Source organism: Goodfellowiella coeruleoviolacea, from assembly GCF_024171785.1.
GTDB classification, from domain to species: Bacteria; Actinomycetota; Actinomycetes; order Mycobacteriales; family Pseudonocardiaceae; genus Goodfellowiella; species Goodfellowiella coeruleoviolacea.
On sequence record NZ_JAMTCK010000010.1, the window covers coordinates 276,325 to 300,135 of the forward strand.

The 23,811-nt window shown below is 75.2% G+C and carries 27 protein-coding genes; 16 read left to right on the forward strand and 11 right to left on the reverse strand.

All coding sequences use genetic code 11. The features are described 5' to 3' along the window. Positions 1–7: 7 nt before the first annotated feature. Complete coding sequence (locus tag LX83_RS22625; protein WP_253774635.1) at positions 8–1,009, reverse strand: endonuclease/exonuclease/phosphatase family protein; 1,002 nt, start codon at positions 1,007–1,009, stop codon at positions 8–10. Positions 1,010–1,152: 143 nt separating this feature from the next. Then, positions 1,153–1,860, reverse strand: a complete 708-nt coding sequence (locus tag LX83_RS22630) for a class I SAM-dependent methyltransferase (RefSeq protein WP_253774637.1) — start codon at positions 1,858–1,860, stop codon at positions 1,153–1,155. 105 nt (positions 1,861–1,965) lie between these two features. Here LX83_RS22630 and LX83_RS22635 point away from each other — a divergent pair, with 105 nt between their 5' ends. From LX83_RS22635 to LX83_RS22655, 5 genes are all read left to right on the forward strand, one after another. Further along, the gene (locus tag LX83_RS22635; protein WP_253774639.1) at positions 1,966–2,625 is read left to right on the forward strand and encodes a class I SAM-dependent methyltransferase; all 660 of its coding nucleotides are present in this window, start codon (positions 1,966–1,968) and stop codon (positions 2,623–2,625) included. 100 nt (positions 2,626–2,725) lie between these two features. Then, positions 2,726–3,247, forward strand: a complete 522-nt coding sequence (locus tag LX83_RS22640; RefSeq protein WP_253774641.1) for a fluoride efflux transporter FluC — start codon at positions 2,726–2,728, stop codon at positions 3,245–3,247. Continuing rightward, positions 3,244–3,585, forward strand: a complete 342-nt coding sequence (locus LX83_RS22645) for a DUF190 domain-containing protein (RefSeq protein WP_253774644.1) — start codon at positions 3,244–3,246, stop codon at positions 3,583–3,585. The genes LX83_RS22640 and LX83_RS22645 overlap by 4 nt, the downstream gene beginning before the upstream one ends. Further along, positions 3,585–3,947 carry a fluoride efflux transporter CrcB gene (gene crcB, locus LX83_RS22650; protein ID WP_253774646.1) on the forward strand — a complete coding sequence of 121 codons (363 nt, stop codon included), beginning with the start codon at positions 3,585–3,587 and terminating at the stop codon, positions 3,945–3,947. The genes LX83_RS22645 and crcB overlap by 1 nt, the downstream gene beginning before the upstream one ends. A gap of 131 nt (positions 3,948–4,078) precedes the next feature. Next, positions 4,079–5,041, forward strand: a complete 963-nt coding sequence (locus LX83_RS22655; RefSeq protein WP_253774647.1) for an aldo/keto reductase — start codon at positions 4,079–4,081, stop codon at positions 5,039–5,041. 16 nt (positions 5,042–5,057) lie between these two features. Here LX83_RS22655 and LX83_RS22660 read toward each other — a convergent pair whose 3' ends face one another. Continuing rightward, positions 5,058–5,858 carry an APH(3'') family aminoglycoside O-phosphotransferase gene (locus LX83_RS22660; protein ID WP_253774727.1) on the reverse strand — a complete coding sequence of 267 codons (801 nt, stop codon included), beginning with the start codon at positions 5,856–5,858 and terminating at the stop codon, positions 5,058–5,060. A gap of 140 nt (positions 5,859–5,998) precedes the next feature. Here LX83_RS22660 and LX83_RS22665 point away from each other — a divergent pair, with 140 nt between their 5' ends. The 5 genes from LX83_RS22665 (at position 5,999) to LX83_RS22685 (ending at position 10,861) form a co-directional block, all read left to right on the forward strand. Continuing rightward, the gene (locus LX83_RS22665; RefSeq protein WP_253774648.1) at positions 5,999–6,601 is read left to right on the forward strand and encodes a TetR/AcrR family transcriptional regulator; all 603 of its coding nucleotides are present in this window, start codon (positions 5,999–6,001) and stop codon (positions 6,599–6,601) included. Then, positions 6,594–7,907, forward strand: coding sequence for a glycosyltransferase (locus LX83_RS22670; protein WP_253774649.1), 1,314 nt, complete (start codon positions 6,594–6,596; stop codon positions 7,905–7,907). The genes LX83_RS22665 and LX83_RS22670 overlap by 8 nt, the downstream gene beginning before the upstream one ends. Before the next feature lie 145 nt (positions 7,908–8,052). Continuing rightward, positions 8,053–9,195, forward strand: coding sequence for a glycosyltransferase (locus tag LX83_RS22675; RefSeq protein WP_253774650.1), 1,143 nt, complete (start codon positions 8,053–8,055; stop codon positions 9,193–9,195). Then, positions 9,192–9,956 (forward strand): polysaccharide deacetylase family protein, encoded by a 765-nt coding sequence (locus LX83_RS22680; RefSeq protein ID WP_253774651.1) that lies wholly within the window; start codon positions 9,192–9,194, stop codon positions 9,954–9,956. The genes LX83_RS22675 and LX83_RS22680 overlap by 4 nt, the downstream gene beginning before the upstream one ends. 146 nt (positions 9,957–10,102) lie before the next feature. Continuing rightward, entirely contained in the window at positions 10,103–10,861 is a 759-nt protein-coding gene (locus tag LX83_RS22685; RefSeq protein WP_253774652.1) for an SDR family NAD(P)-dependent oxidoreductase, read from the forward strand. A 3-nt stretch (positions 10,862–10,864) separates the two neighbouring features. On the opposite strand, the gene LX83_RS22690 is transcribed toward LX83_RS22685, so the two are convergent. After that, on the reverse strand, positions 10,865–11,200 hold the full coding sequence (locus tag LX83_RS22690) for an ArsR/SmtB family transcription factor (protein WP_253774653.1): 336 nt from the start codon (positions 11,198–11,200) through the stop codon (positions 10,865–10,867). Between the two features lie 88 nt (positions 11,201–11,288). Between LX83_RS22690 and LX83_RS22695 the strand changes: the two genes are divergently transcribed. Beyond that, the gene (locus tag LX83_RS22695; protein ID WP_253774654.1) at positions 11,289–12,701 is read left to right on the forward strand and encodes a DHA2 family efflux MFS transporter permease subunit; all 1,413 of its coding nucleotides are present in this window, start codon (positions 11,289–11,291) and stop codon (positions 12,699–12,701) included. 198 nt (positions 12,702–12,899) lie between these two features. Here LX83_RS22695 and LX83_RS22700 read toward each other — a convergent pair whose 3' ends face one another. Then, positions 12,900–13,739, reverse strand: coding sequence for a helix-turn-helix transcriptional regulator (locus LX83_RS22700; RefSeq protein WP_253774655.1), 840 nt, complete (start codon positions 13,737–13,739; stop codon positions 12,900–12,902). 102 nt (positions 13,740–13,841) lie between these two features. On the opposite strand from LX83_RS22700, the gene LX83_RS22705 reads away from it, so the two are divergent. Continuing rightward, positions 13,842–14,534, forward strand: coding sequence for an SDR family oxidoreductase (locus tag LX83_RS22705; protein ID WP_253774656.1), 693 nt, complete (start codon positions 13,842–13,844; stop codon positions 14,532–14,534). An 83-nt stretch (positions 14,535–14,617) separates the two neighbouring features. On the opposite strand, the gene LX83_RS22710 is transcribed toward LX83_RS22705, so the two are convergent. After that, positions 14,618–15,595: an NAD-dependent epimerase/dehydratase family protein gene (locus tag LX83_RS22710; protein ID WP_253774657.1), complete on the reverse strand. Its 978-nt coding sequence runs from the start codon at positions 15,593–15,595 to the stop codon at positions 14,618–14,620. Beyond that, a complete protein-coding gene (locus LX83_RS22715; protein ID WP_253774658.1) occupies positions 15,595–16,029 on the reverse strand; it encodes a MerR family transcriptional regulator in 435 nt (144 codons plus the stop codon). The genes LX83_RS22710 and LX83_RS22715 overlap by 1 nt, the downstream gene beginning before the upstream one ends. A gap of 175 nt (positions 16,030–16,204) precedes the next feature. Here LX83_RS22715 and LX83_RS22720 point away from each other — a divergent pair, with 175 nt between their 5' ends. The 3 genes from LX83_RS22720 to LX83_RS22730 all read left to right on the forward strand — a co-directional run bounded on the left by LX83_RS22720 (position 16,205) and on the right by LX83_RS22730 (position 19,299). After that, positions 16,205–17,326, forward strand: a complete 1,122-nt coding sequence (locus LX83_RS22720; RefSeq protein ID WP_253774659.1) for a glycoside hydrolase family 53 protein — start codon at positions 16,205–16,207, stop codon at positions 17,324–17,326. A gap of 91 nt (positions 17,327–17,417) precedes the next feature. Further along, complete coding sequence (locus LX83_RS22725) at positions 17,418–17,969, forward strand: Chromate resistance protein ChrB (protein WP_253774660.1); 552 nt, start codon at positions 17,418–17,420, stop codon at positions 17,967–17,969. A gap of 139 nt (positions 17,970–18,108) precedes the next feature. Continuing rightward, on the forward strand, positions 18,109–19,299 hold the full coding sequence (locus LX83_RS22730) for an MFS transporter (RefSeq protein WP_253774661.1): 1,191 nt from the start codon (positions 18,109–18,111) through the stop codon (positions 19,297–19,299). Between the two features lie 23 nt (positions 19,300–19,322). Here the strand turns inward: LX83_RS22730 and LX83_RS22735 are convergent, their stop codons facing one another. Beyond that, positions 19,323–19,787 carry a winged helix-turn-helix transcriptional regulator gene (locus LX83_RS22735; protein ID WP_253774662.1) on the reverse strand — a complete coding sequence of 155 codons (465 nt, stop codon included), beginning with the start codon at positions 19,785–19,787 and terminating at the stop codon, positions 19,323–19,325. Positions 19,788–19,875: 88 nt separating this feature from the next. Here LX83_RS22735 and LX83_RS22740 point away from each other — a divergent pair, with 88 nt between their 5' ends. Further along, complete coding sequence (locus tag LX83_RS22740) at positions 19,876–21,084, forward strand: MFS transporter (RefSeq protein ID WP_253774663.1); 1,209 nt, start codon at positions 19,876–19,878, stop codon at positions 21,082–21,084. 68 nt (positions 21,085–21,152) lie between these two features. Here LX83_RS22740 and LX83_RS22745 read toward each other — a convergent pair whose 3' ends face one another. Genes LX83_RS22745 through LX83_RS22755 form a run of 3 tightly spaced genes read right to left on the reverse strand, consistent with a single transcriptional unit; the run spans position 21,153 to position 23,807 of the window. Continuing rightward, positions 21,153–21,833: an SDR family NAD(P)-dependent oxidoreductase gene (locus tag LX83_RS22745; RefSeq protein ID WP_253774664.1), complete on the reverse strand. Its 681-nt coding sequence runs from the start codon at positions 21,831–21,833 to the stop codon at positions 21,153–21,155. After that, entirely contained in the window at positions 21,826–23,034 is a 1,209-nt protein-coding gene (locus LX83_RS22750; protein WP_253774665.1) for a sialidase family protein, read from the reverse strand. The genes LX83_RS22745 and LX83_RS22750 overlap by 8 nt, the downstream gene beginning before the upstream one ends. Further along, positions 23,031–23,807, reverse strand: a complete 777-nt coding sequence (locus LX83_RS22755) for an HpcH/HpaI aldolase family protein (RefSeq protein ID WP_253774666.1) — start codon at positions 23,805–23,807, stop codon at positions 23,031–23,033. Before LX83_RS22755 ends, LX83_RS22750 begins: the two co-directional genes overlap by 4 nt. Positions 23,808–23,811: the final 4 nt, after the last annotated feature.

Below are 23,811 nucleotides of genomic sequence, written 5' to 3' on the forward strand. Positions count from 1 at the left end.
GGGGTGCTCAGCCGAGCAGGGCCAGTTCGGCGATGACCGCGCGGTGGTCGGTGCCCGGCAGGGTGTGCTCGCTGGCGGAGACGCCGGCCAGTCCCCGGCCGTGCAGCACGTGGTCGATCTGGATCAGCGGCGGGAGCGGTGAGCCGGAGACCGGCCAGGTGGGCGCCCAGCCTCGACCGAGTTCGGCGTGCGTGTCGACCAGGCCGGCGGCCAGCAGCGACCGCATGGGCGCGTGGTCGAGGGTGGCGTTGAAGTCACCCAGCACGACCAGGTCACTCCCGGCGGCGCTCGCCTCGTCACGCAGGGCCGTCATGTCCCCGGTCCAGCGCTGGGGGTCGCCGGCCGGGAAGTAGGTGTGCACGGCCACCAGGCGGACGGCGCGGCCCGCCACGGTGACCGTGGCGGTGGTCTGCGGCCAGGTGGTGGGCCGGTCCAGCAGGCCACCGCGGGACAGCGGCAGCCGCGAGTAGATCGACGAGTCGATCTCCGGGTGCAGCTCGCGGTGGGGCATGAGGTCGCGCAGGCCCGCCGCGTCCAGGGCGCGCACGCCCTCGGCGGTCAGCTCCTCCAGGGCGAGCACGTCCACCTGGTTGGCGCGGACCAGCTCCACCAGCGCCGCCGGGTCGACCTGCCCCCGGTGGGTGTTGGCGGTGGCGACCCGCAGCCGGGGCGCGCCAGCGGGGACGTCCGTGCCGTCGGCGACGAACCGGGGCGTCAGCCAGACCAGGTGCGTGGCGACCAGCAGCACGGCGGCCAGCGCCAGCGCGCGGGCACGCAGCACCACCAGCACGAGCAGGACGACCGCGGTGGCCACCGCCGCGTGGGGCAGGCCGGTGATCGGCATCGCCAGGACCGTTCCGGTGTCCAGGCCGACCAGCCGGATCAGGACCAGCGGCGCGCTGCCGGCCAGCACCAGACCACACAGGACGAGCACGACGAGGCGACCTCGGCGCGCGCGCCTCGGCGTGGCCGAGGCCTCGACCACGGCACGGGTGTCGACGTCGGTCATCGCGCTCCCCACCTCACGGCCCCCGGCGTGCTCGCCCGAGCACGGGCCGGACCCAACCTAGCCGCACGACCGCCGAGGCCCGGCGCCGCGCCGGTCCGCTGTGGACGTTGGGCGGGGCCGGGAGAGGGGGGACCGGGGTGGGATCAGCGCTTCACACAGGTGTAGGCGCCGAACACGCGGGCGTGGTAGTCGACCGAGACGATCTCGAAACCCGCGGCCGCGAGCATCGGCTCGAACAGCCACCGGAACGTGCTGTACTCGGTGCGGATGTGGTCGATGTAGTCCTGCCGGGTGTATCCGCGCGCGGGGTCGTCCACGGCGTTGGCCAGCCACCCGGCGAACACCTCGCCGGCCTGCCCCGGCGGGAAGTCGTAGATGAGGTCGCGGACCCGCAGCACCCCGCCGGGCCGCAGCATGCCGGCGATCCGGTCGAGCGCCACGGCCTTCCAGAAGTCGGGCAGCTGGTGCAGGGCGTGGCGGGTGTACACCGCGTCGGCGGGCGGACCGCTGTGCTCGTAGCTGAGAAAGCCCGCCCGCACGCACCGCAGGCCCGGCAGGTCGGCCTCGGCGGCGCGCTCCCGCAGGAAGGCCAGCATGGCCGGGGACACGTCGACGGCGATGACCCGCTCGAAGCAGCGCGCGGCGGCCAGCGCGAACTGCCCGGTGCCCGCGCCGAGATCCACCACGGTCGACTCGCTGGTGAGCCCGTGCTCGCGCAGGACGGCCAGGTCCGGGCCGGGATCGGGGTTGCCCTGCTTGCGGTTGAAGGCGGCGACGAACGCGGGATCGAGGTGCTCGGGGCCCGCGTACGCCAACTCGTCGATCGCCCAGGTCGCGTCCACGCGTCCCATCCTGGCCGGCGCCCGGCCCGCGCCGCCACCGAGTTTCCGGCCGCGGCGGGCGGGGTGGGCGCAACTCGTTTGGTGGCGGACACCAGGGCTTTCTAGGCTCCGGTGGTGGATCACTCGACGAGCCCAGCGGCGCTGTTCGACGACCTGGCCGCGCACTACGACGACGACCTCTTCCACCACGGCGTTGCCCAGGCCCTGGTCGCGGGCCTGCCCCAGGACCCACCGGCCGGCACGGTGCTCGACGTCGCCACCGGCACCGGGGCCGCCGCGTTCGCGGCCCTGCGCCACCTGCGCCCCCAGCGCGTTGTCGGCGTGGACCTGTCCGGTCGCATGATCGACCGGGCGCTCGCGCAGGCGGCCACCCTCGACCCCGGGCAACGGATCCAGTGGCGGGTCGGGCCCGCGGTGCCGGCCCCGGTCGGGCGGGCCAGCGTCGACGTGGTGCTGTGCGCGTCCTCGCTGCACTTCCTGGGGCTCGCGGCGGTCCGGGACTGGCTGCGGGTGCTGCGCCCCGGCGGCCGGGCGGCCTTCACCCTGCCCCCGGCGGCCACCTTCCGGCCCTCCGGGGTGTTCGCCGACCTCGTCGCCGCCGACCTGACCATCCCGGCCGACGAGCAGCAGGCCGCCGCCGTGGCCACCGAGGCGGGCTTCGTCGACGCCGTGGCGCGGCGGCTGGACGTGGCGGGCGAGCGGCCGAAGAGCGTGTTCCTGGTGTACGCCACCGCTCCCCCGGCCGGCGGCGCCCACCGCGCCGAGGCGGAGTGAGCGCGGTCGGAACACCCGGTGCCCGCCCAGCGTCCTCTGTAGACTCACCACGGCGTGCCCCCGGCGGGCACCGGCGGCGCGGTGGGTCTCGGAGGTGGTGATGAGCGCGGCCGATCCGGACCCGATCACCCCGGACCCGCTCACCCCGGCGGCCCCGCCCGCGGGGGACGGCCAGCCCGACGGGGGCCGGCGGCCGGTCCGGGCGAGCGCGGCCACGGCGCTGGGGCACGGCGACGTGCTGGCGGCGGTCTCGGTGGGGGGCGGTGTCGGCGCCGCGGCGCGGTACGCGCTGACCCTGGCCTGGCCCACCCCGGCCGGGGCGTTCCCCTGGACCATCCTCACGGTCAACGCGGTGGGCTGCGGCCTGATCGGGATCCTCATGGTGGTCCTGACCGAGGCCGGCGCGGTCCACCGCCTGGTCCGCCCGTTTCTGGGCACCGGGGTGCTCGGCGGGTTCACCACCTTCTCCACCTACACCGTGGACGCCCACCGGCTGATCACCACCGGCCGCCCCGGACTCGCCCTGGGCTATCTCGCCCTGACGCTGGTCACCGCGTTGACCGCGGTGTGGGCGGCGGCCGGCGCCACCCGGTTGTTCCTGCGCGTGAGGAGGCGGCGATGAAGCAGACCGGCCCGGCGCTGCGGGCGACGATCTTCGTCAGCGAGGACGACCTCTGGCAGCACCGCCCGCTGTTCGCCGAGATCGTGCACCGGGCGCACGCCGCGGGCCTGGCCGGCGCCTCGGTGTTCCGCGGCATCGAGGGCTTTGGCGCGGCCCACCAGGTCCACACCAGCCGGCTGCTGTCGCTGACCGAGAACCTGCCGGTGGCCATCGTCATCGTGGACGAGCCGGACCGGGTGCGGGCGTTCCTGCCGCAGCTGGACGAGCTGGTCAGCGAGGGGCTGGTGGTCCTGGACGAGGTGCGGACCCTGCGCTACACCCGCTCGGCGGAGGCGTGATGGACTGGCTGCTGGTGGTGGTCGGGGCGATGGTGGGGGCGCCGTTGCGCTACCTGACCGACCGGTTGGTCCAGTCCCGCCACGACACGGTGTTCCCGTGGGGCACGCTGGTCGTGAACCTCGTCGGCTCGGCCGTCCTGGGCGCGCTCGCCGCGACCGCGGCCGCGCCCGAGGCGCAACTGCTCATCGGCACCGGCTTCTGCGGCGCGCTGACCACCTACTCGACCTTCTCCTACGAGACGCTGCGCCTGGCCCAGGACGGCGCCTGGCTGCTGGGCGCGGCCAACGTCGTGGTCAGCGTGAGCGCGGGACTGGGCGCGGCCGGGGCGGGCGCCGCACTCGCGCACGCCCTGCTCGGGTGAGCCGACGGCCCGGCCGGCGGAACGCGCGCGCCACGTCCTGATCTTGACCTGGTGCGCGCTCCAGCTGGCAGGGTCTGCGCCACAGCCGCCCCACGACCACGACCTGACGCGGCTGTGGAAGGAGATGCCAGATGCGTGCGGTCCACCTCGGTGGCGCGTCGGGACCAGCGGTGAGTGCGCTCTGCCTCGGCACACTGCCCTTCGGATCCACAGTGGACGAGCGCACCTCCTTCGCGATCCTCGACCGGTTCCGGGAGGCTGGCGGCACCTTCCTGGACACCGCCAACAACTACGTGTTCTGGGCGGGCACCGGGGACGAGAGCGAGACCGTGGTCGGCCGGTGGCTGGCCAGCCGGGGCGCCCGCGACGAGATGGTGGTGGCGACCAAGATCGGTGCCCGGCCCCGACGGGCGGGCGGGGACCTGTCCGACGCCGAGGGCTTGTCGGCCCCGGCGGTGCGCACCGCGGTCGAGGCGAGCCTGCGCCGGCTGGGGGTGGACCGGTTGGACGTGTGCTACGCGCACATCGAGGACCGCTCCGTGCCGTTGACCGAGACCCTGGGGGCCTTCGCCGACCTCGTCGACCGGCAGCGCATCGCCGTGCTGGGGTGCAGCAACCACGCGCTGTGGCGGCTGGAGCGGGCCCGCGGCCTGGCTCGCGCGCACGGCTGGCCGGCCTACACCTGCGTGCAGCAGCGCCACAGCTACCTGCGGCCCCGGCCCGGTGTGCGGCTGCCGGAGGCCGGGCACACGCTGATCAGCGACGAGCTGCTCGACTACGCGCGGCACGAGCCGGACCTGACCCTGCTCGCCTACTCGTCGCTGCTGTTCGGTGCCTACACCCGCGCGGACAAGCCGCTGCCCGAGCACTACGACCACCCGGGGACCACCCGTCGGCTGGCCGTGCTGCGCGCGGTGGCCGCCGAGTTGGGGGCGACCCCCAACCAGGTGGTCCTGGCCTGGCTGCTGGCCGGTGACCCGCCGGTGCTGCCGGTGGTGGGAGTCAGCACGGTGGCGCAGGTGGAGGAGTGCCTGGCGGCGACCGAGCTGACGCTGGACGAGGAGGTGCTGGCCCGCCTGGACGCGCCGGCCTGAGTCGCGGACAGCCGCGTCACGACCAGGTCAGCGGGTCGAGGTGCAGGTAGAACCGCAGCCGTGCGGCGTCGATGCGGTCGGCGCCGTAGGCCTCGGCGAGGATCTGCTCCGCCCGGGCCTCGTCGTCGCCGTCCCACCGCTGGCGGGCGTTGGCCCGCAGCAGGGCCAGGTCGGCGTGCCGGTCGGCGACGCCCAGGCGGCCGAGGTCGATGAGGCCGGTGCACTCCAGGGTGTCGGGGTCGACCAGGAAGTTGGGCAGGCAGGCGTCCCCGTGGCACACCACCAGGTCGGCCTCTTCCTGGGCCTGCCGCTGGGCGCGCTCCGCGCGCAGGGTCTCCAGCAGGGTGGTGGGGGGCACGCCCCGCTGCTGCGAGGTCAGGAAGTCCGGGTTCACCGCGCCCCGGCCGACCACGTCCTCGGCGAGCCGGAACATCGACGAGAGCCGGCGCTCGAACGGGCAGTGCGCCACGGGCAGCGCGTGCAGCCGGCGCAGCACGCGCACCATCGACGGCCACGCCGCCAGCAGGGCACGGGAGGGCAGTTCGCTGGCCGCCACCCCGGGCACGGCCGTGGTGACCAGGCAGGCACCCCGCGGCGAGGCCGACCAGTCCAGGACGGCCGGGCCGGGTACGCCGGTGCCGGCCAGCCACTGGACGCGGTCGCGTTCGCCGCGCAGCGCGTCCACGTCCGCCGCGGTCACGCACTTGGCGAACGCGCCACCGTCGTCGCGGCGCCACACCGCCGCCCCGGACTCGCCCGCCGGGACCGGAACCCACTGCCGGCCCGGGTGGGCCACGGGCGGGAGCAGCGGGAGCAGGTCGGCGAGCCTCGGGTCAACCACAGCGCCATTGAACCGGACGCGGGGACCGCTGCCGCGGCACCACGGGTCTGGGGGCAGGTCGGGAACAGACCAACTTTTGCTTGACCCGCGACTCAATTGAATATAAGCATGACTCCATGGAAAGTGGGGCCAGGCGTTCGTACCGCATGGGTGCCCGCGCCGCCGCCATCGAGGCCACGCGGGCCCGCGTGCTGGAGGCGGCGGCCACGCTGTGGGCGCGGCGCTGGTACGACGACGTCACGCTGCAGCACATCGCCGAGGAAGCGGGCGTGTCGGTGCAGACGGTCGTCAACCACTTCGGCGGCAAGGACGGGCTGGCCGACGCCGTCGCCGACAGGCTGGCGTCGCAAGCGGCGGTCAACCGCCAGGCGCCGACCGGTGATGTCGCGGCGATCGTGGCCACCCTGTTCGACGACTACGAGCGGCACGGCGACGCCACCGTGCTCTGGATCGCGCAGATCGACCGGGTCCCGGCGGCGGCCCGGGCCGCCGCTCACGCGCGCGGCCAGCACCGCGCGTGGCTGGACCGGGTCTTCGCCGACCGCCTGCCAGCCCCGGGCCCGGCCCGCGAGCACGCGCTGAACCTGCACTACGCCGCCACCGACGTCGCCCTCTGGAAGCTGTGGCGGCGCGACCTCGGCCTGACGCGCGCGGACGCCGAACGCGCCATGCGTGACCTGTTGACCTCGATCGACCCGCGGAAGAGGAACCATGAGTAGGGCTTTCCTGTTCGCCACCTGGTCCGGCGGCGGAGCCGTGCCGCCCACCCTGTCGGTCGCCCGCGCCCTGCGCGAGCGGGGGCACGGTGTCCGGGTGCTGGCCGACAGGTCGCTGCACGACGAGGTCGCGGCCAGCGGCGCGGAGCCGATCGCCTGGACCACGGCGCCACAGGGCGACACCACCGATCCGGCCACCGACCTGCTCCAGGACTTCCAGGCCCGCACGCCGATGGGCGCGTTCGCGCGGCTGCGGGACCGCCTGGTCTGCGGCCCCGCGGCCGACTTCGCCCGGGACACCCTGGCCGAGCTGCGCGCCCGTCCGGCCGACGTGCTGGTCGCCGACTTCTCGCTGCTCGGCACGCTCACGGCGGGCGAAGCCGCCGGGATCCCGGTGGCCGCGCTGGGAACCACCCTCTACCCGTTCCCCACCCCGGGAGCACCCCCGTTCGGCCCGGGACTCAGACCCGCCACCGGCGCGGCGGGGCGACTGCGCGACCGCGTCCTGACCGAGCTGACCACCGCGCCGTGGGCCAAGGGGCTGCCGGCGCTCAACGCCGCCCGCCGCGCGCACGGCCTGGCACCGGTGGGCTCGGTCATGGACGCGTTCGGCCGCGTCGACCGGTTCCTCGTGCTGTCCCCCCGCGCGCTGGACTACCCCAGCCGGCGCTTCCCGGCCCACGTCCGCCACGTCGGGCCGCGGCTCGACGACCCCGCCTGGGCCGGGCGCCTGGAGCTGCCCTCGGGGGACGCGCCGCTGGTGCTGGTCAGCCTGAGTTCGACGTTCATGGGCCAGCGCGCGGTGCTGGAGCGCATCGCCGCGGCGCTGGGCACGCTGCCGGTGCGCGGGCTGCTGACCACCGGCCCGGCCGTGGCCCCGGCGACCATCCGCGCGCCCGGCAACGTCCTGGTCACCGCGGTCGCCCCGCACCGCGCCGCGCTGCGCCACGCGGCGGTGACGATCACCCACGCCGGCCACGGGACGGCGGTGAAATCCCTGGCCGAGGGCGTGCCGCTGGTGTGCGTGCCGTTGGGGCGGGATCAGCGCGAGGTGGCCCGGCGCGTCGAGTTCGCCGGCGCCGGGCTCACCGTGCGCAGCAGCGCCCCACCCGGGGCGATCGCCCGCGCCGTCACCCGGGTCCTGCGCGATTCGTCCTACCAGGGCGCGGCGCGGCGGCTGGCGGCCGCGATCGCCGCCGAGACGGCCACCGACCGTGCGGTCGCGGAACTGGAGGCCCTCGCCGACGGCGTGGCCGGCAGGGGCGATGCGGCTGAGCCGTCCGGGCCGCCCCGGGCGGTGTCGAACTGACCCCGCGCGCCGGCGGTCGCGTCCCATCACCCCGGGATGCGCTGCTCGCCCGCTGGGTCCGGCTGGGATCGAGGCCGGCGAGCCGGTCCCCGGCGCGGTGCGGCTCGCCGCGCGGTCTGGCTCGAACCGGGGGACGCTGGGTGGGATGCAGCGGATCCGGATCGTGTCCGCCGGGATCGGGGCGGGGCATGACGGCGCAGCCCGGGAACTGGCCCGGCGGCTGCGTCGGCGCGGCTGTGCCGTGCGCTGCCACGACTACCTGACGCTGCTGCCCGGCCGGCTCGGACAGCTGGTGAGCCGCGGCTACCGGTACCAGCTCCAGGTGGCGCCGCGCAGTTACGGGTGGCTGCTGCGGGTGCTCGGCTGGCGCCCGGCGGCCCGGCTGGCCGCCGGGCTGTCCGCTCTGGTCGGTCGGCGGCTGGCCCGGGCACTCGGGTCCGAGGTGGACCTGGTGGTCTCCACGCATCCCGCGGCCAGCCACTGCCTGGCCGCGCTCCGCCGGCGCGGCCGGCTCACCGCGCCGTTCGTGGAGTACCTGACCGACCCCTCGGTGCACCGGATGGCCGTGACCCGCCGCGCGGACCTGACCATCGCGCCGAACAAGATCGCCGCGGAGCAGGCGGCGCGGCTGGGTGCCCGCCGGGTCGAGGTCGCGGCGCAGGCCATCGCCCCGGGGTTTCGGCCGGCCCGGGCCCAGGGCGAGCGGCGCCGCGCGCGGGCGCTGTTCCGGTTGCCCCACGACCAGCGGCTGGCCCTGGTGCTGTGCGGGTCCTGGGCGGTGGGTGCGGTGGAACAGATCGCCAGGGACGTGGCGGCCAGCAGGGCCGCCCGCCCGGTGGTGGTGTGCGGGCACAACGAGGAGCTGCGGCGGCGCCTGGCGCGGGCCGGCCACGGTGACGTGTTCGGGTGGGTCGACAACATGCCGGAGCTGATGCGCGCCTGTGACGTGGTCGTGCAGAACGCGGGTGGGCTGACCGCGGGCGAGGCGCTGGCCAGTGGGGTCCCGGTCATCACCTACCGCTGCCTGCCCGGGCACGGCCGCGCCAACGCCGCCGTGCTGGACCGGACCGGCCTGGTCCGCTGGGTCCGCACCCCCTCGACCCTTGCCCACGCCCTGACCAGCGCGTTCTCCGTCGGTGGGGTGGTGGACGGCCACGGCTCGGCCACCACGGACCCCGCCGAGCTGATCCAGCGGCTGGCCCGGTCACAGCCGGCTGACCGGGGTGGGCGTGGGGTGCGCGGCCGGGTGCGGGTCGGGCGCGCCCGGCCGCCCCGGGTGGCCCGATGAGCCCGATGAGTCGGACGCGCGGTGCCGTGGCCGTGGCCGGGCTGTCCGCCGCGCTGGCGCACCTGCTGCCCGTCGCCGTGTCGCTGCGCCCGGTGCGGATGTCGGTGCTGCCGGCCCTGGCCGGCATCGGCACCCCCGGACACGTGGCGCTGACCTTCGACGACGGCCCGCACCCGGGCTCCACGCCCGCCTACCTGCGGCTGCTGGACCAGCACCGGGTGCGGGCCACCTTCTTCGTGCTGGGCAGCAAACTGGCCGCCCACCCCGGTCTGGGCCGTGACATCACCGCGGCCGGTCACGAGATCGCGCTGCACGGGTGGACGCACCGCTGCCTGCTCCGGCAGGGACCGGCCGCGACCTACCGCGACCTGGCCCGGGGCGGCGAGACCATCACCGAGGTCACCGGCCAGCGGCCCCGCTGGTTCCGCGCCCCCTACGGGGTGTTCACCGGCGCGTCGCTGGGCGTGGCCGCGCTGCTGGGCCTGCGGCCGGTGTTGTGGACCAGTTGGGGGGTGGACTGGACCAGCCGGGCCACCGGGTCGTCGGTGCTGGCCGCGGTCACCCGCCAGCTGGTCGGCGGCGGCACCGTCCTGCTGCACGACGGCGATGCCAGCGCCGCCCCGGGCGCGTGGCGCGCCACCGTGGCCGCGCTGCCCGGCGTGCTCGACCTGTGCCGGCGGCGGGGGCTGTCCGTGGGGCCGCTGTGCGAGCACGCGGTCGGTGCCACAGCCCCGCGTCGGCGGCCGTCCCGTACGCCCTGAGCAGGCGTTGACCAGGGCGGCGGCCCGCCCGCCGAACGGCCTTCCGCCAGCCGCCGCCTCGACGGCCTTGCGGGGTGGGCCGGTCCGGCGCCACGATCACCGCACGGGTCCCGCGGGAGTGCGGGCCTGCGTGGGGAGGGCCGGCCATGACCACAGCGCGCACCGCCGTCATCACCGGAGCCGGGTCGCGGCGCGGAATCGGCCGGGCCACCGCCCACGCGCTGGCCGGGACCGGCTGGCAGATCGCGGTGCTGGACATCGACGGGACGGGGGCCGAGGACGCCGCCGCCGAGGTGGCCGACCGCCACGGCGTGCCGGCCGTCGGGGTGGGCTGCGATGTCACCGACCGGGCCGGTGTGCACGCCGCGGTGGCCGCGGTGGAAGCCGCGCTGGCGCCGATCGGTGCCCTGGTCAACAACGCGGGGATCACCTCGCCCACCCGGTTCCTGGAGGTGTCCGACGCCGAGTGGGACCGCATCTTCGAGGTCAACGTGCGCGGCAGCTACCTGATGACCAAGCGCGTGGTTCCCGGCATGGTCGACCGCGGCTTCGGGCGCGTCGTCAACCTGTCCTCGGTCTCGGCCGAACGCGGGGGCGGTGTCTTCGGCGGCGTGGCCTACTCGGCGGCCAAGGCCGCGCTGCTGGGCTTCTCCCGGGCGCTGGCCCGGGAACTCGGGCCGCACGGGGTCACCGTGAACGCCGTCGCGCCCGGCCTGGTCGACACCGACATCACCGCGGGCCGGCTCGCCCCCGAGCGCAAGGCGGCGATGGCCGCGGAGATCCCCACCGGCCGGCTCGGCGTCGTCGACGACGTCGCCCAGGTCATCGAGTTCCTCTGCCGCCCCCAGTCCGGCTACATCACCGGGGCCACCTACGACGTCAACGGCGGCTCCCACATCCACTGACGTTCACCGCGTGCCGCTGGTCGGCGCCTCGGCCTCGGCCAGCCGCAGGATCGGATCGAGCAGGTCCGGGAAGCGGTCGCGCAGATCCTCGGCGCGCAGGCGGATCCGCCGGTGGCGGCCGTCGACGGTCATGCTGATCAGCCCGGCCTCGCGCATGATCCGCCAGTGGTTGCTCAGGGTGGACATCGGCACGTCCAACCCGTCGGCAAGTGCCGAACAGGTCGACTCGGGAGTCTCCCGGGCGCGCCGCGCCAGCTCCAGACGTATTGGGTCACCGAGCGCGTGCAGCACCGACGCGAGCCGCAGTGACTCGCGCGCGGGCTCGGGGAGTTGCCGCATGCCGCCATCATGCCAAAACGTTCGACATTTCGGGTTTCTCGAACTAACTTCTCTCGGGCATGGACACCCTGATCGAGGAGGAACGGCGTTGACCACACACGATGCTGCGACGAAGGCCGGCCCACCCGCAGCCGTGGGCATGCGGTCGAGCCGGGCCGCCCTGCTCACCGTGACCTGCCTGGGGCAGTTCATGGTGCTGCTCGACAGCACCATCGTCGGCGCGGCACTGCCCGACATGCAGCAGCGGCTGCACACCCAGTTGACCGGCCTGCAGTGGATCGTCGACGCCTACGTGCTGCTGGTCGCCATGCTGTTGCTGTCCGGTGGCGTCTTCGCCGACCGCTTCGGCCGCAGACGGGTGTTCCTGGCCGGCGTCGTGGTGTTCACCCTCGCGTCCGCGCTGTGCTCCGCGGCGTCCTCGATCGGGTGGCTGATCATCGGACGGGTGCTGCAGGGCATCGGCGCCGCGGCGCTGAGCCCCGCCTCGCTGGCCCTGCTCTCCGCCGCGCACCCCGTTGCGCAGGAGCGGGTCAAGGCGATCGGGCTGTGGGCCGGGTTCAGCGGCATCGGCCTGGCCGCCGGACCGCTGGCCGGCGGCGTCCTGGTGGACGCCTTCGGCTGGCCGGCCATCTTCCTGGTCAACGTGCCCATCGGGGTGGTCCTGCTGCTGGTCGCACTGCGCGTGCTGGACGAGTCGCGCAATCCCGCCGCGCCCGCCATCGACGTCCCGGGAACGGTGCTGTCGGTCCTGGGCGTGGGGGCGCTGACCTACGGGCTGATCGAGGGCGGCTCCCGCGGCTGGACCTCGCCGGTGATCCTGGGCAGCTTCGCCGCCGCGGTGGTGATCCTCGCCGCGTTCGTCGCGGTCGAAGCACGTCGGCCGGCGCCGATGCTGCCGCCGCGGCTGTTCCGGCAGCGCCTGTTCACCGTGTCCAACACGGCCATGGTCGTGGTGGGGTTCGCGCTCATGGGCTCGTCGTTCTTCTTCTCCCAGTTCTTCGTCTACGTCCAGGGCAGCACGATCCTGGGTGCCGGCCTGAAGACGCTGCCCGCCACCCTGGCCATGGTGGTCGTCAGCCCGTACGCCGGCCGGCTCGCCGCCAGGTACGGCTTCCGGATCGTGGTCACCGCCGGCCTGGCCCTGGCCGGGCTGGGGCTGCTGGCGTTGGGCCTGGTGCACGCGGACACCGGCTACGGCAACGTGTGGTGGCGGCTGGCGGTCGTCGGCATCGGTTTCGCCCTGACCATGTCCCCGCTGACCGGGGCCGCCATCCAGGCGGTCAGCCCGCAGGAGGGCGGCCTGGCGTCGGGGATCAGCAGCACCACCCGGCAGATCGGCGCGGTGCTCGGCGTGGCCGTGCTCGGCGCCATCGTGCGCACCCGGGAAAGCGCTGGTGCGTCCTTCGAGGCCGGCCTCACCAGCGCCTTCCTCGCCGCCGGTGCCGTCACCCTGGTCGGTGCCGCGGTCACCGGCCTGTGGCTGGTGAAGCCCTCTCGGTGAGGCGCGACCGCGACCAGCGCCCGCGGATCGCGCGGTCCCGCGCCCGTGCCGACGCGGGCCCCCTCGGCTGCTCCCCCGGCTCGGCGTGCGGCCTCGCCAGCGGTTCGGCACGGCCGACCTCGGCGGTGTGGAGCGCGCGCCGAGGGGTCGTGACCGGACACCGCCAGGACGTGGCTGGCCGGGTTGAACTGGCCGGGGCTAGCCCACGAGGTTCTGGGTCCCGATGACGCCGAGCAGTGCCAGCCGCTCGGCGTCATCGGTGCCCGGCTCGGCCGTGTAGACCATGATCCGCAGGTCGCTGCCGGTCACCGTGAGCACGTCGCAGTCCAGGGTCAGTTCGCCCACCTGCGGGTGGTCGATGATCTTGTGGGCGGTCTCGTGCCGGCCGACCGCGCCGGTGTCCCACAGCTCGACGAACCGGGCGCTGTGCGCGCGCAACTGCGCGATCAGGTGCCGCAGGTGCGCGTCGGCCGGGTACCGGCTGGCGGTCGCGCGCAGGTCGGCGACGAGGGCGGCCTCGAACTCGCGTCGCTGCTGCGGCGTGTGCCGGACCCGGCTGCCCGAGCCGAGCAGGTTGCGCCACACCGCGTTGCGTTCGAGCCCGCGCCACCCCGACGGGTCGCCCATCAGCGCCGCGTACAGCGGATTGGCCAGCAGCAGCGTCCACGCCGCGTCGTAGACCCCCACGGGAGTGCCGACCAGCCGGTCCAGCAGCCGCTGCACGCTCGGGGGGATGTGGCCGGGCACGGTCTGCGACCCCGGCGGTGCCTGTCCCGCCACCTCGAACAGGTGCGCGCGCTCGGCCGCCGACAGCCGCAGCGCCCGCGCCAGCGCCTCGATGACCTGCGCCGACGGATTCGTGGCCCGACCCTGCTCCAGGCGGGTGAGGTAGTCCACGGACACCCCGGCCAGCAGGGCCACCTCCTCCCGGCGGAGCCCTGCCGCGCGCCGGTGTCCACCGGCGGGCAGCCCGACGGTCTCCGGCGAGACGCGGTCGCGCCAGCGCCGCAGCGCCTGCCCGAGTTCACTGGCCGTCATGCCCCCAGTGTCCCCGGGGCGGCGGGGCGTCGTCCTGGTACCCGCAGTCCCAGGAAGACAAGGCCACTGGCTGGTCACCGGGACGCGGCCGAGGCTGGGCGCATGACAACGACACTGATCACCGGAGCGAACAAGGGACTGGGCTTCGAGACCGCCCGCCGACTCGTCGCGGCCGGCCACACCGTCTACGTGGGCAGCAGGGACGCCGACCGCGGGCGCCGCGCCGCCGACCGGCTGGGCGCCCGACTGGTCATCCTCGACGTCACCGACGACGCGTCCGTGGCCGCCGCGGTGAAGGCCATCGAGGCCGACGGCGGACTGGACGTGCTGGTCAACAACGCGGGCATCGAGGGGACCGTGGTCCCCACCGCGGAGACGACCGTCGACACGCTGCGGCCGCTGTTCGAGACCAACGTCTTCGGCATGGTGCGGGTCACCCACGCGTTCCTGCCGCTGCTGCTCCGTTCCCCGGCCCCGGTCGTGGTGAACGTCAGCAGCGGCCTGGCCTCCAAGACCCTGGTCAGCACCCCGGACACGCCGACCTACGCCTACCCGGGACTGGCCTATCCCGCCTCCAAGGCCGCGGTCAACATGGTCACGGTGCAGTACGCGAAGGCGTTCCCGAACATGCGGATCAACGCGGTGGAACCGGGTTACACCGCGACGGACCTGAACGGGCACCGGGGCACGCAGACCGTCGAGGAGGGCGCCGAGATCATCGTCCGCATGGCGCAGATCGGCCCGGACGGCCCCACCGGCGGCTACTTCGACGTCACCGGTCCCCTGCCCTGGTGACGTCTGCGGCACGCCGGGCGCGGGCGGGCACCGTGCAGCCCGACCAGCGCTGTCGCGGCGTCGCGCCCCCGTAGCAGGCCCCGTCAGCGGGTCGTCTGGAGCAGGCCGTGCTCGCGCAGGCTCTGCACTGTCTGCGCGAGCGTGGTCTCGGTGTCGCGGGGCCGCCAGCCGAGTTCGTCGCGAGCCCGGTCGTTGTGGATGACCAGTCGCGGCGGATCCTCCCCCGGCGCCAGCCGGGTGGGCACCCGGGCGGCGAGCGGGCCCAGCAGCCGGCGCAGGGTCCCCGCCAGCTCCTGGAAGCTGGTGGTCGGACCGTCGGCGACGGCCAGGAAGCGCTTGCCCGCGGCGTGAGGCGCGGCCATGGCACGCAGGTGCAGGTCGACCACGTCGCGCACGTCCACGACACCGAAGCGCTGGCGGGGCAGGACGCTCATCGTCCCGTCCAGCATCGCCGTGATCAGCTGGATCGAGGAGCGCGGGCTGGTCGTGAGGGCGGGCCCGAGGATGAACGTCGGGTTGACCACGACCAGCTCGATGCCGCCGCCCTCGCGCTCCACCAGGTCCCACGCGGCCCGCTCGGCGATGGCCTTGGAGCGCGGGTAGGGCGCCAAGCCCGGTGTGTCCGGGTCCGTCCAGTCGGCCTCGGTGAACTCCGCCCCCGGCTTGGGCGTGTAGCCCACCGCGGCGAACGACGAGGTGAGCACCACCCGCCGAGCGCCCGCCTCGCGCGCGGCCCGCACCACCCGCAGCGCGCCCTCACGTGCCGGCACGATCAGCTCGTCGGGGTCCGCGGGCTGGGTGGCCGGGATGGGCGAGGCCACGTGGTGGACCTCCACGCACCCGGCCACCGCGGCGGGCCACCCCGCATCGGCCGTCAGATCCGCGGCGACCACCTCCAGGCCGGCGTCGTCGGCGCCGCCCCGGCGCACCGCCGCGCGCAGGTCGGCCTCGCCGGCCGTCGAGCGGACCGTGGCGCGCACCGGGCGCCCCGCGCGCAGCAGCGCCGCGATCAACCACGTCCCCAGATAGCCGGACCCACCGGTGACCAGCACCCGGCTCATCACCGCACCCCCAGTCCGGCGACCACGTCCACGAGGCGTCGCGCCACCGCGGCCTCCGCGGCGGTGTCACCGCGGTGCCGGGCGTCCCACAGCGCCGCCTTCTCACGCAGGTAGTCCAGCCGTGCGCGCTGCGCGGCGATCTCGGCCTCGACGCGCTCCGCGTGCCGCAGCAGCAGATCGCGCTGCTCGGCGGCTGCCGCCCGCCCGCGCGTGCGGTTGGCCAGGTAGGTGCGCATGTCGCCGATGCCAACGCCGACCGCGCGCAGGCAGGCCAGCACCTCCAGCACGGTGAGGTCCTCGGCCCGGTAACGGCGGTGCCCGCTGCTCTCGTCGCGGTCGACCGGGCCGACCAGCCCGATCTCCTCGTAGTAGCGCAGCGTCGGCTCGCTCAGCCCGCTGCGCTGGGACACCTCGTGGATGGTGAACGCTGTCATGCCGGCAGCACAACACAGTTCAAGCGCTTGAGGTCAAGCACCGCACGGTTGAGCCGATCACGGGAATGCGCTTTCATAACCGGGATCGCACTTTCCACCCGCGGTCCGCGGGTGCGGCACCAGTCCCGGTCAGCGGACGTCAGGCGCTTGTCCCGGCTCGATCGAAGGAGATCGGATGACCGTGCGCGGCCGCGGCCGCCCGGCACGGGCCGCCCTGCTGCTGGCGGCCGTCGCCCTGCCGGCCACCCTGCTCACCCCTGCCCCGGCCGCGTCGGCCGCGAACTCGCTGAGCATGCTCGGCGCCGACGTGTCCACCGCCCAGCGCGCCCTGGACCTCGGGGCCCGGTACTACGACGCGTCCGGCGCGGCCAGGGACCCGCTGGACATCCTCACCGGCCTCGGCGTGAACTACGTCCGCCTGCGCGTCTGGAACAACCCGGCCAGCGGCTACAACAACAAGGCCAAGGTGCTGGCCTACGCCAAGACGGTCAAGGCCAGGGGCCTGAAGCTGCTGCTGGACTTCCACTACTCCGACACCTGGGCCGACCCCGGCAGGCAGACCAAGCCGGCGGCCTGGGCCGCGCACGGCATCGGCCAGCTGCAGAAGGACGTCCACGACTACACCTACGACGTCTGCGCCAGCCTGAAGTCCCAGGGCACCACGCCGGACAGCGTGCAGCTCGGCAACGAGATCAACGTCGGCATGCTGTGGAACGACGGCAAGGTCGTCAACAACGACTTCACCAACCTCAGCCTGCTGCTCAAGGCCGGCTACACCGCGACCAAGGCCTGCGACAGCGCCACCAAGGTGGTCATCCACACCGCCAACGCCGACAGCGACGAGCACGCGCGCTGGTTCTACGACGGGATCAGGGCCAAGGGCGTCGCCTGGGACATCACCGGCCTGTCGTACTACTGCATGTGGCACGGTCCGCTGTCCACCCTGTACGCGGTGATCACCGACATGAGGTCCCGCTACGGCAAGGACGTGCTCGTGGTGGAGACGGCCTACCCGTTCACGTCGGCCGACGCGGACGGCACCGGCAACAGCGTCACCTCCGGCTGCGCGGACTACCCGCTGACCTGGCAGGGGCAGGCGACCCACTTCGCCCACGTGCAGAACACGGCCCGCAACGCGGGCGCGGTCGGCGTCTTCTACTGGGAGCCGACGTGGTACGCGGTCCCCGGCAACGGCTGGGACCCGGCTGACATCGCCCACAGCGGCGACGGCTGGGACAACATGGCCGTCTTCAACTGGACCGGCGGGGTGAACCCGACCATCAGGTGGACGCCGTAGCGGTCACCGCGATCCTCCCGCCGGTGCCGCGCCGGCCGCCGGGGAGGACACCCGGACACCGCTCGATGTAACCGCTGCTACATTTCCGCTTGTGACTGAACAGCGCGCGCCGTCCCGGTGGCTGGTGTTGGTGGTGCGGGTGCCGGCCGACCCCAGCCGGCACCGGGTGGCCGTGTGGCGGGAACTGCGGCGGGTGGGCGCGCTGTCGCTGGGGCAGGGTGCCTGGGTGGTGCCGGACGCCCCGGTGTTCGCCGACGGGGTGGCCCGGGTGGTCGAGCTGGCCCGGCGCGGCGGGGGTGAGGTGCTGGTGCTGGACGCGGCCGGGCGGGCGCAGCCCGACGCGGCCCGGCTGGAGGCGCTGTTCACCGCGGAGCGGGCCGAGGAGTGGGCCGAGTTCCTCGCCGACTGCGACAAGTTCGACGCCGAGATCGACAAGGAGATCCGCACCCGCAAGTTCACGCTGGCCGAGTTGGAGGAGGAAGAGCAGAGCCTGGAACGGCTGCGCCGCTGGCACCGCGCCATCACGGCCCGCGACGTGTTCGGCGCGCCCGCCGCGGTCGACGCCGGGCAGCGGCTCCAGCACTGCGCCGACCGGCTGGCCGACTACACCGAGCAGGTCTTCCAGGCCCTGCACCAGATGTGACCCCCCGATCCCCCGTGCTCCTCTCCCGACTCCCCCCGAGCACAGCGAGGACCAGGCCGGTGAACCCGGCTGCGGGGGCAGACCCGCACGTCGACGACCGCGCCCGCGCCACCGTGGTGGCGGGGCGGAGGAGGCCCGGATGAGCAGCGCGTCGCCCGCACAGACCACCCCGGCCGCACTGGGCCGACTGCTGCCGCTGTACGCGGCGGGGTTCGTCACCGCGTTCGGCGCGCACAGCATCGCCGCCAGCCTCGGCGACTACACCCAGGCGGGTGCGGCGGCCTCGCTGCTCGCGTTGGGGCTGCTGCTGGCGGTCTACGACGGCGCCGAGGTCGTCCTCAAGCCGGTATTCGGGTCGCTGGCCGACCGCGTCGGGCCGCGCCCGGTGCTGCTGGGCGGGCTGTTGGCCTTCGCCGCCGCGTCCGCGGCGTTCGTGCTCGCCGGCAGCCCCGCGCTGGTCGGCCTGGCCCGCCTCGGGCAGGGTGCCGCCGCTGCCGCGTTCTCCCCGGCGGCGGGCGCGCTGGTGGCCCGGTTGTCCCCGCAGGCGCGGCACGGCCGCGCGTTCGGCGGCTACGGCGGCTGGAAGGGCCTGGGCCACGCGTTCGGTCCCGTCCTGGGGGGCGTCCTGATCACGCTCGGCGGCTATCTGCTGCTGTTCGGCGTGCTCGGGGGGCTCGCGCTGGTGGTCGCGGTCTGGGCCGCGGTGGCGGTGCCCGCCGTGGCGCCGCTGCCCCGGGCCCGGCAGACCGTGCTGGACCTGGCCCGGCGCCTGGCCGCCGGGGGCTTCCTGCGGCCGACCGCGACGCTGGCGGGGGCGACCGCGGCCCTCGCGGTCGGGGTCGGGTTCCTGCCCGTGTCCGGCGCCGGGCACGGGCTCGACCCGCTGGCCACCGGGGCGGTGGTGTCCCTGCTGGCCGCTACCGCCGCGCTGGTCCAGCCCTGGGCCGGGCGGGCCCGCGACGCCGGACGGATCGGGGACGCGGCGGGCATGGCGGTCGGTCTCGCGCTGGCCGCGGCGGGCATGGCGGCCAGCACCGTGCTGCCCGGCGTCGCCGGTCTCGCGCTGGCCGCGCTCGCCGTCGGCGCCGGCACCGGCCTGGCGACCCCGATCGGGTTCGCGCACCTGGCCGCCGCCACCCCGGCCGAGCGGCTCGGGCAGACGATGGGGGCGGCCGAGGTCGGCCGCGAACTGGGCGACGCCGGCGGCCCGCTGCTGGTGGGCGCCCTGGCCGCCGCCAGCACCCTCAGCCTCGGCCTGCTCGGCCTGGCCGGGCTGCTGGCCGCCCTCGCCCTGGTGGTCGCCGTCACCGCGCGCACTGCCCGCCGGTAGGCGGCCCGCCCGGCCCGGCGGTGTCAGCGCACCTTGCGCACGCGGGTCGTGTCGAGGTCGGCGAGGGTGCCGGCGGAGCCGATCGGCTGGAGCCGAGGCAGCGGCTGGCCGTGGTCGTCGACGAGGACGGAGTGGGTCTCGCCGGGGGCGAAGGCATGGCGTTCGCCCCACTGCCGCAGGGCGACGATGACGGTGAACAGGTCGCGCCCGGCCGGGGTGAGGGTGTAGAGCTGCCGCCGCCCGGAGGGGGCGGTCCGCCGGTCGAGGACGCCGCGCTCGACCAGGCGGCGGAGCCGGTCGGTGAGGATGTTGCGGGCGATCCCGGTGCGCTGCTGGAAGTCGGTGAACGCGCGCGCGCCGTCCATGGCGTCGCGGACGATGAGCAGGCTCCAGCGGTCTCCGACCAGGTCGAGGGTTCGTGCTACCGGGCAGGTCGGGTCGGTCCAGGTCAGGTCCTCGGCACTGATCGCGGTCCCGGTTCGCGCCACCACGCCTCCCTGAAGAGTTGCTGATTGAAACCATTCTGCCCTACGGTCTAAACAGTTGCATTTTGCTACTGATCGAGGGGAGTGCGGGATGGGCCTGACCATCGGCCGGAGGACGGTGTTCGCCGCGGTCTGCGCGGTCGCCGTCGCGAGCATCTACGCCGCCCAGCCCGTACTCGCCCAGATCGGCGCCGACCTGGGCGTGGCAGCGGCTCACCTGGGCTGGGTCGTCGCGGCGGGCCAGCTCGGCTACCTGGTGGGGCTGGCCGTTCTGGTCCCGTTGGGCGACATGCTGGACCGGCGCGCGCTCCTGGCGGGGCACCTGCTGCTGACCGCGGTGGGAGCGGTGCTGGCCGCGACCGCCCCCCGGACCTGGGTGCTGCTCGTGGGGCTGGCCGTCGCCGGCCTGTTCGCGGTCGTCGTCCAGACGACCGTCGCCTACGCCGCGGCCCTGTCCACACCCGGGCAGCGCGGCCGCACCCTCGGCGCGGTGACCTCCGGTGTCGTCGTCGGCATTCTCGGCGCCCGCGTCGCGGCCGGCGCCCTGGCCTCGGCCTGGGGCTGGCGCAGCGTGTACGCCGCGCTCGCCGTGCTCCTGGTGACGCTGGCGTGCCTGGTCCTGCGGACGCTGCCACCGGACCCGCGCACCGACAGGCCCGCGTACCGACAGGTGCTGACCTCACTGGCCGGCCTGGCCGGTGAGCGGCTGTTCCTCTCGCGCGGGCTGATCGCGTTCTTCCTGTTCGCCTCCTTCGGCACGCTGTGGAGCGGCCTGGCACTGCCGCTCGCGGCCGCGCCGTGGCAGCTGAGCACCGCGCAGATCGGCCTGTTCGGTCTCGCCGGCCTCATCGGCGCGCTCGGCGCGGCCCGGGCGGGACGCTGGGCCGACGCGGGGCGGGCGAGCACCGTCACGGGCGCCTCGCTCGCGCTGCTGGCCGTCTCGTGGCTGGCCATCGGGCACACCTCGGGGCCGCTGTGGCCGGTCGTGCTCGGCGTGGTCGTGCTCGACTTCGCCGTGCAGGCCGTGCACGTGAGCAACCAGCACCTGCTCACCACGGCCCACCCGCACCGCACCAGCAGCGCCATCGGCGGCTACATGATCTTCTACTCGCTCGGCTCCGCCCTCGGCGCCACCAGCACGACCACCGTGTTCGCCGCCGCCGGCTGGATCGGCTCCAGCGTCCTCGGCGCGGCCTTCGCCGCCTGCGCGTTCGCGGTCTGGGCGGTGGACCGCCGGGTGGCGCCCACCGCCCGCCCGGCCGCGTGCGGGAACCGGGCGCGGCCCGCGAACCAGCCCTGACCTCGCCCGGGGCCACGACCGGCACGACCTGGCTCACCGGCCTCAGCGCCCGACCCCGCCCCGCCGGCCTACAGGGACGCTCCGGCGCACTGGACCAGCTGCTGCCCGGTGATCGCGCCCCCGTCCGGGCCGAGCAGGAACGCGGTCAGGCCGGCGACCTCCTCGGGGGTGACCAGCCGACCCAGGGGCGGACGCACCGGTGGGGTGTGCGCGCGGCCGGGGTCGGCCAGCATCGGGGTGTCGGTCGGGCCGGGCGCGACCACGTTCACCGTGATGCCCCGGCCGGCCAGTTCCGCGGCCCAGGAGCGGGCCAACGCGCCCAGCGCGGCCTTGGTCGCGGCGTACTGGCTCTTGCCGGCCACCCCGGCGGCGGTGCGGCTGCCCACCAGCACGATCCGCGCGCCGTCGGGCAGCCGGTCGGCGAGCGCGTCGACCAGGATCGTGGCGGCCTGCACGTGCACCAGCCACATCCGCTCACCGTCGCGCGCCGACAGCGCGCCCAGCGGCGCGGACCGCTGCAGCCCGGCGGCGTGCACGACCGCGTGCGGTGGGGGGACCTCGCGCAGCAGGCCCGCCAGCAGCTCGGGCCGGGCCAGGTCCGCGCCCCGCCAGGTCAGGCCGGGCGCCTCGGCCGGGCGGCGCCGGCTGATCCCGGTGACCTGCCAGCCCTCGCGCAGCAGCCGGGCGCAGATGGCCGCGCCGATCCCGGAGCTGACGCCGGTGACCACCGCGTGCCGGGGCTCAGCCACGCTCCACCCACTCCGGCCGCACCCGCACGTACTTGATCGCCTGCCGGAAGTAGGTGAACGCCAGGTGCAGCGCGCCGTCCGGGGTCTGCGCGATCGACGGGTAGGACAGCTCCCGGTTGAGTTTGTCCCGGGAGTTGTTGGTCAGGCAGTGCCCGTCGCCGACCTCCAGGTCACGCCGCCGCGGCCAGGTGTGGCCGCCGTCAGAGGACAGCGCCAGGCTCAGCGGCGCGCGCGGCGCACCCCAGAACGCGGTGCGCCCGCCCTCGGCCGGCCCCGGCTCGGGCTCGCCGCCCGGGACGGGCGCGGCGACGGTGGTGTGGCCGTCGTCGCTGATCTCGTCGTAGAGCGAGACCCGCCGGCCGGTCGCGTCCGCGCGGCTGCTGTGGTTGTAGACCAGGGCCAGCCGGCCGTCGCGCAACGGCACGTACTGGATCGAGGAGTTGTTGTTGGGCAGCCCGGTGGCCACCGGCGGCGTCCACGTCCACCCGTGGTCCGTGGAGACGCTGCGCATGACGTGGTCGGCCCAGCGGCTGCGGAACAGCGCCAGCAGGGTGCCGTCGGCCAGCGGGTGGATGTTCATGTGCACGCACCCGGTGCTGTCGGGCACATCCCGGCGCAGCCACGTCGCGCCCGCGTCGTCGGAGACCATCACCGCGCTGGTGTCGTGGTCACCCACCCACGCGCGGCCCGGGGTGGCCACGCAGTGGAACACCGGCAGCAGCCACCGGCCGGTGGGCAGCACGACCGGGGGCTGGCGCACGAAGATCCCGCCGTCGGCGGTGGCGGGGAACAGGGTCCGCGGCGGCGACCAGGTGGCGCCGGCGTCGGTGGAGACGCGCAGCCGCACCTCGGCGGTGTCCTGGTGCCCGGCGCGCTGGGCGGTGTAGTACAGCCACACCTGGCCCTCGGGGGTGACGGCGAGCACCGGGTTCTGCTCGGAGCGGGTCGCGTCCCCCGACAGCCGCACCGGCGCGCTCCAGGTGTGCCCGCCCGGGGCCAGCCGGGAGAACCAGATCGAGATGTCGGACACGCCCTCCTGCGTCCCCCCGAACCAGACGCAGCCCAGGTCCCCGCCGGGCAGCACCGCGAGGTTGGCGGCGTGGTTCTGCACGGCGGGCGCGGGCAGGAACGCCTCGATTCGCTCGGCGTCGTCCGGGTGGGGCCGGAGCACGCCGTCGGTGCGCGGGGCCGCGCCGCTCACCGCGCCTGCTCCTCGGTGCGCGCGGCGAGCAGGTGTGTCCGCGCCGCGGTCTCCAGGTGCACCACGTCCGAGGCGATGGAGGCGAAGGTGTAGCCCTGGGCCAGCCGCAGCGCCGCGGTGTCCCCGTCGGGGGTGTGGATGCCGGCGGCGATGCCCGCCGCGGCCGCGGCCTGCCGCACGCGCCGCACGGCGTCCTCGAACACCGCGTCCACCGACCGGTCGGCCACGTGCGCCCCACCGACGGCCAGCCGCAGGTCCGAGGGGCCCACGTACACGCCGTCCAGGCCGGGCGTGGCACAGATCCGCTCCACGTTGGCCAGACCGTCCGGGGTTTCGATCATGGCCAGCACCACGGTGGCGGCGTGCGCCTCCGCCGGCGCCGGGCCGATCCGCAGGCCCGAGCGCATCGGCCCGTAGGAGCGGCGACCCAAGGGCGGGTAGCGGGTGGCGGCGACCGCCCTGGCGGCGTCCTCGGCGGTGTCCACCAGCGGCACGATCACCCCGGCCGCGCCCGCGTCCAGTGCCCGGCCGATCGGGGTGGGGTCGTTGGCCTCCACCCGCACCAGGCCCACCGACGCGCCGCCCGCGTCGATGGCGGTCAGCCCGGCCAGCAGCCCGGCGTAGCCGAGCAGACCGTGCTGGGCGTCCAGGCAGACGTAGTCGTAGCCGAGCCGCGCGATCCGCTCGGTTGCCACCGGCGCGTCCAGCACCGACCAGTAACCGAGAACCCGCTCGCGGCGGCGCAGGCGGGCGGCGAAGGCACTGGGCGTCATACGG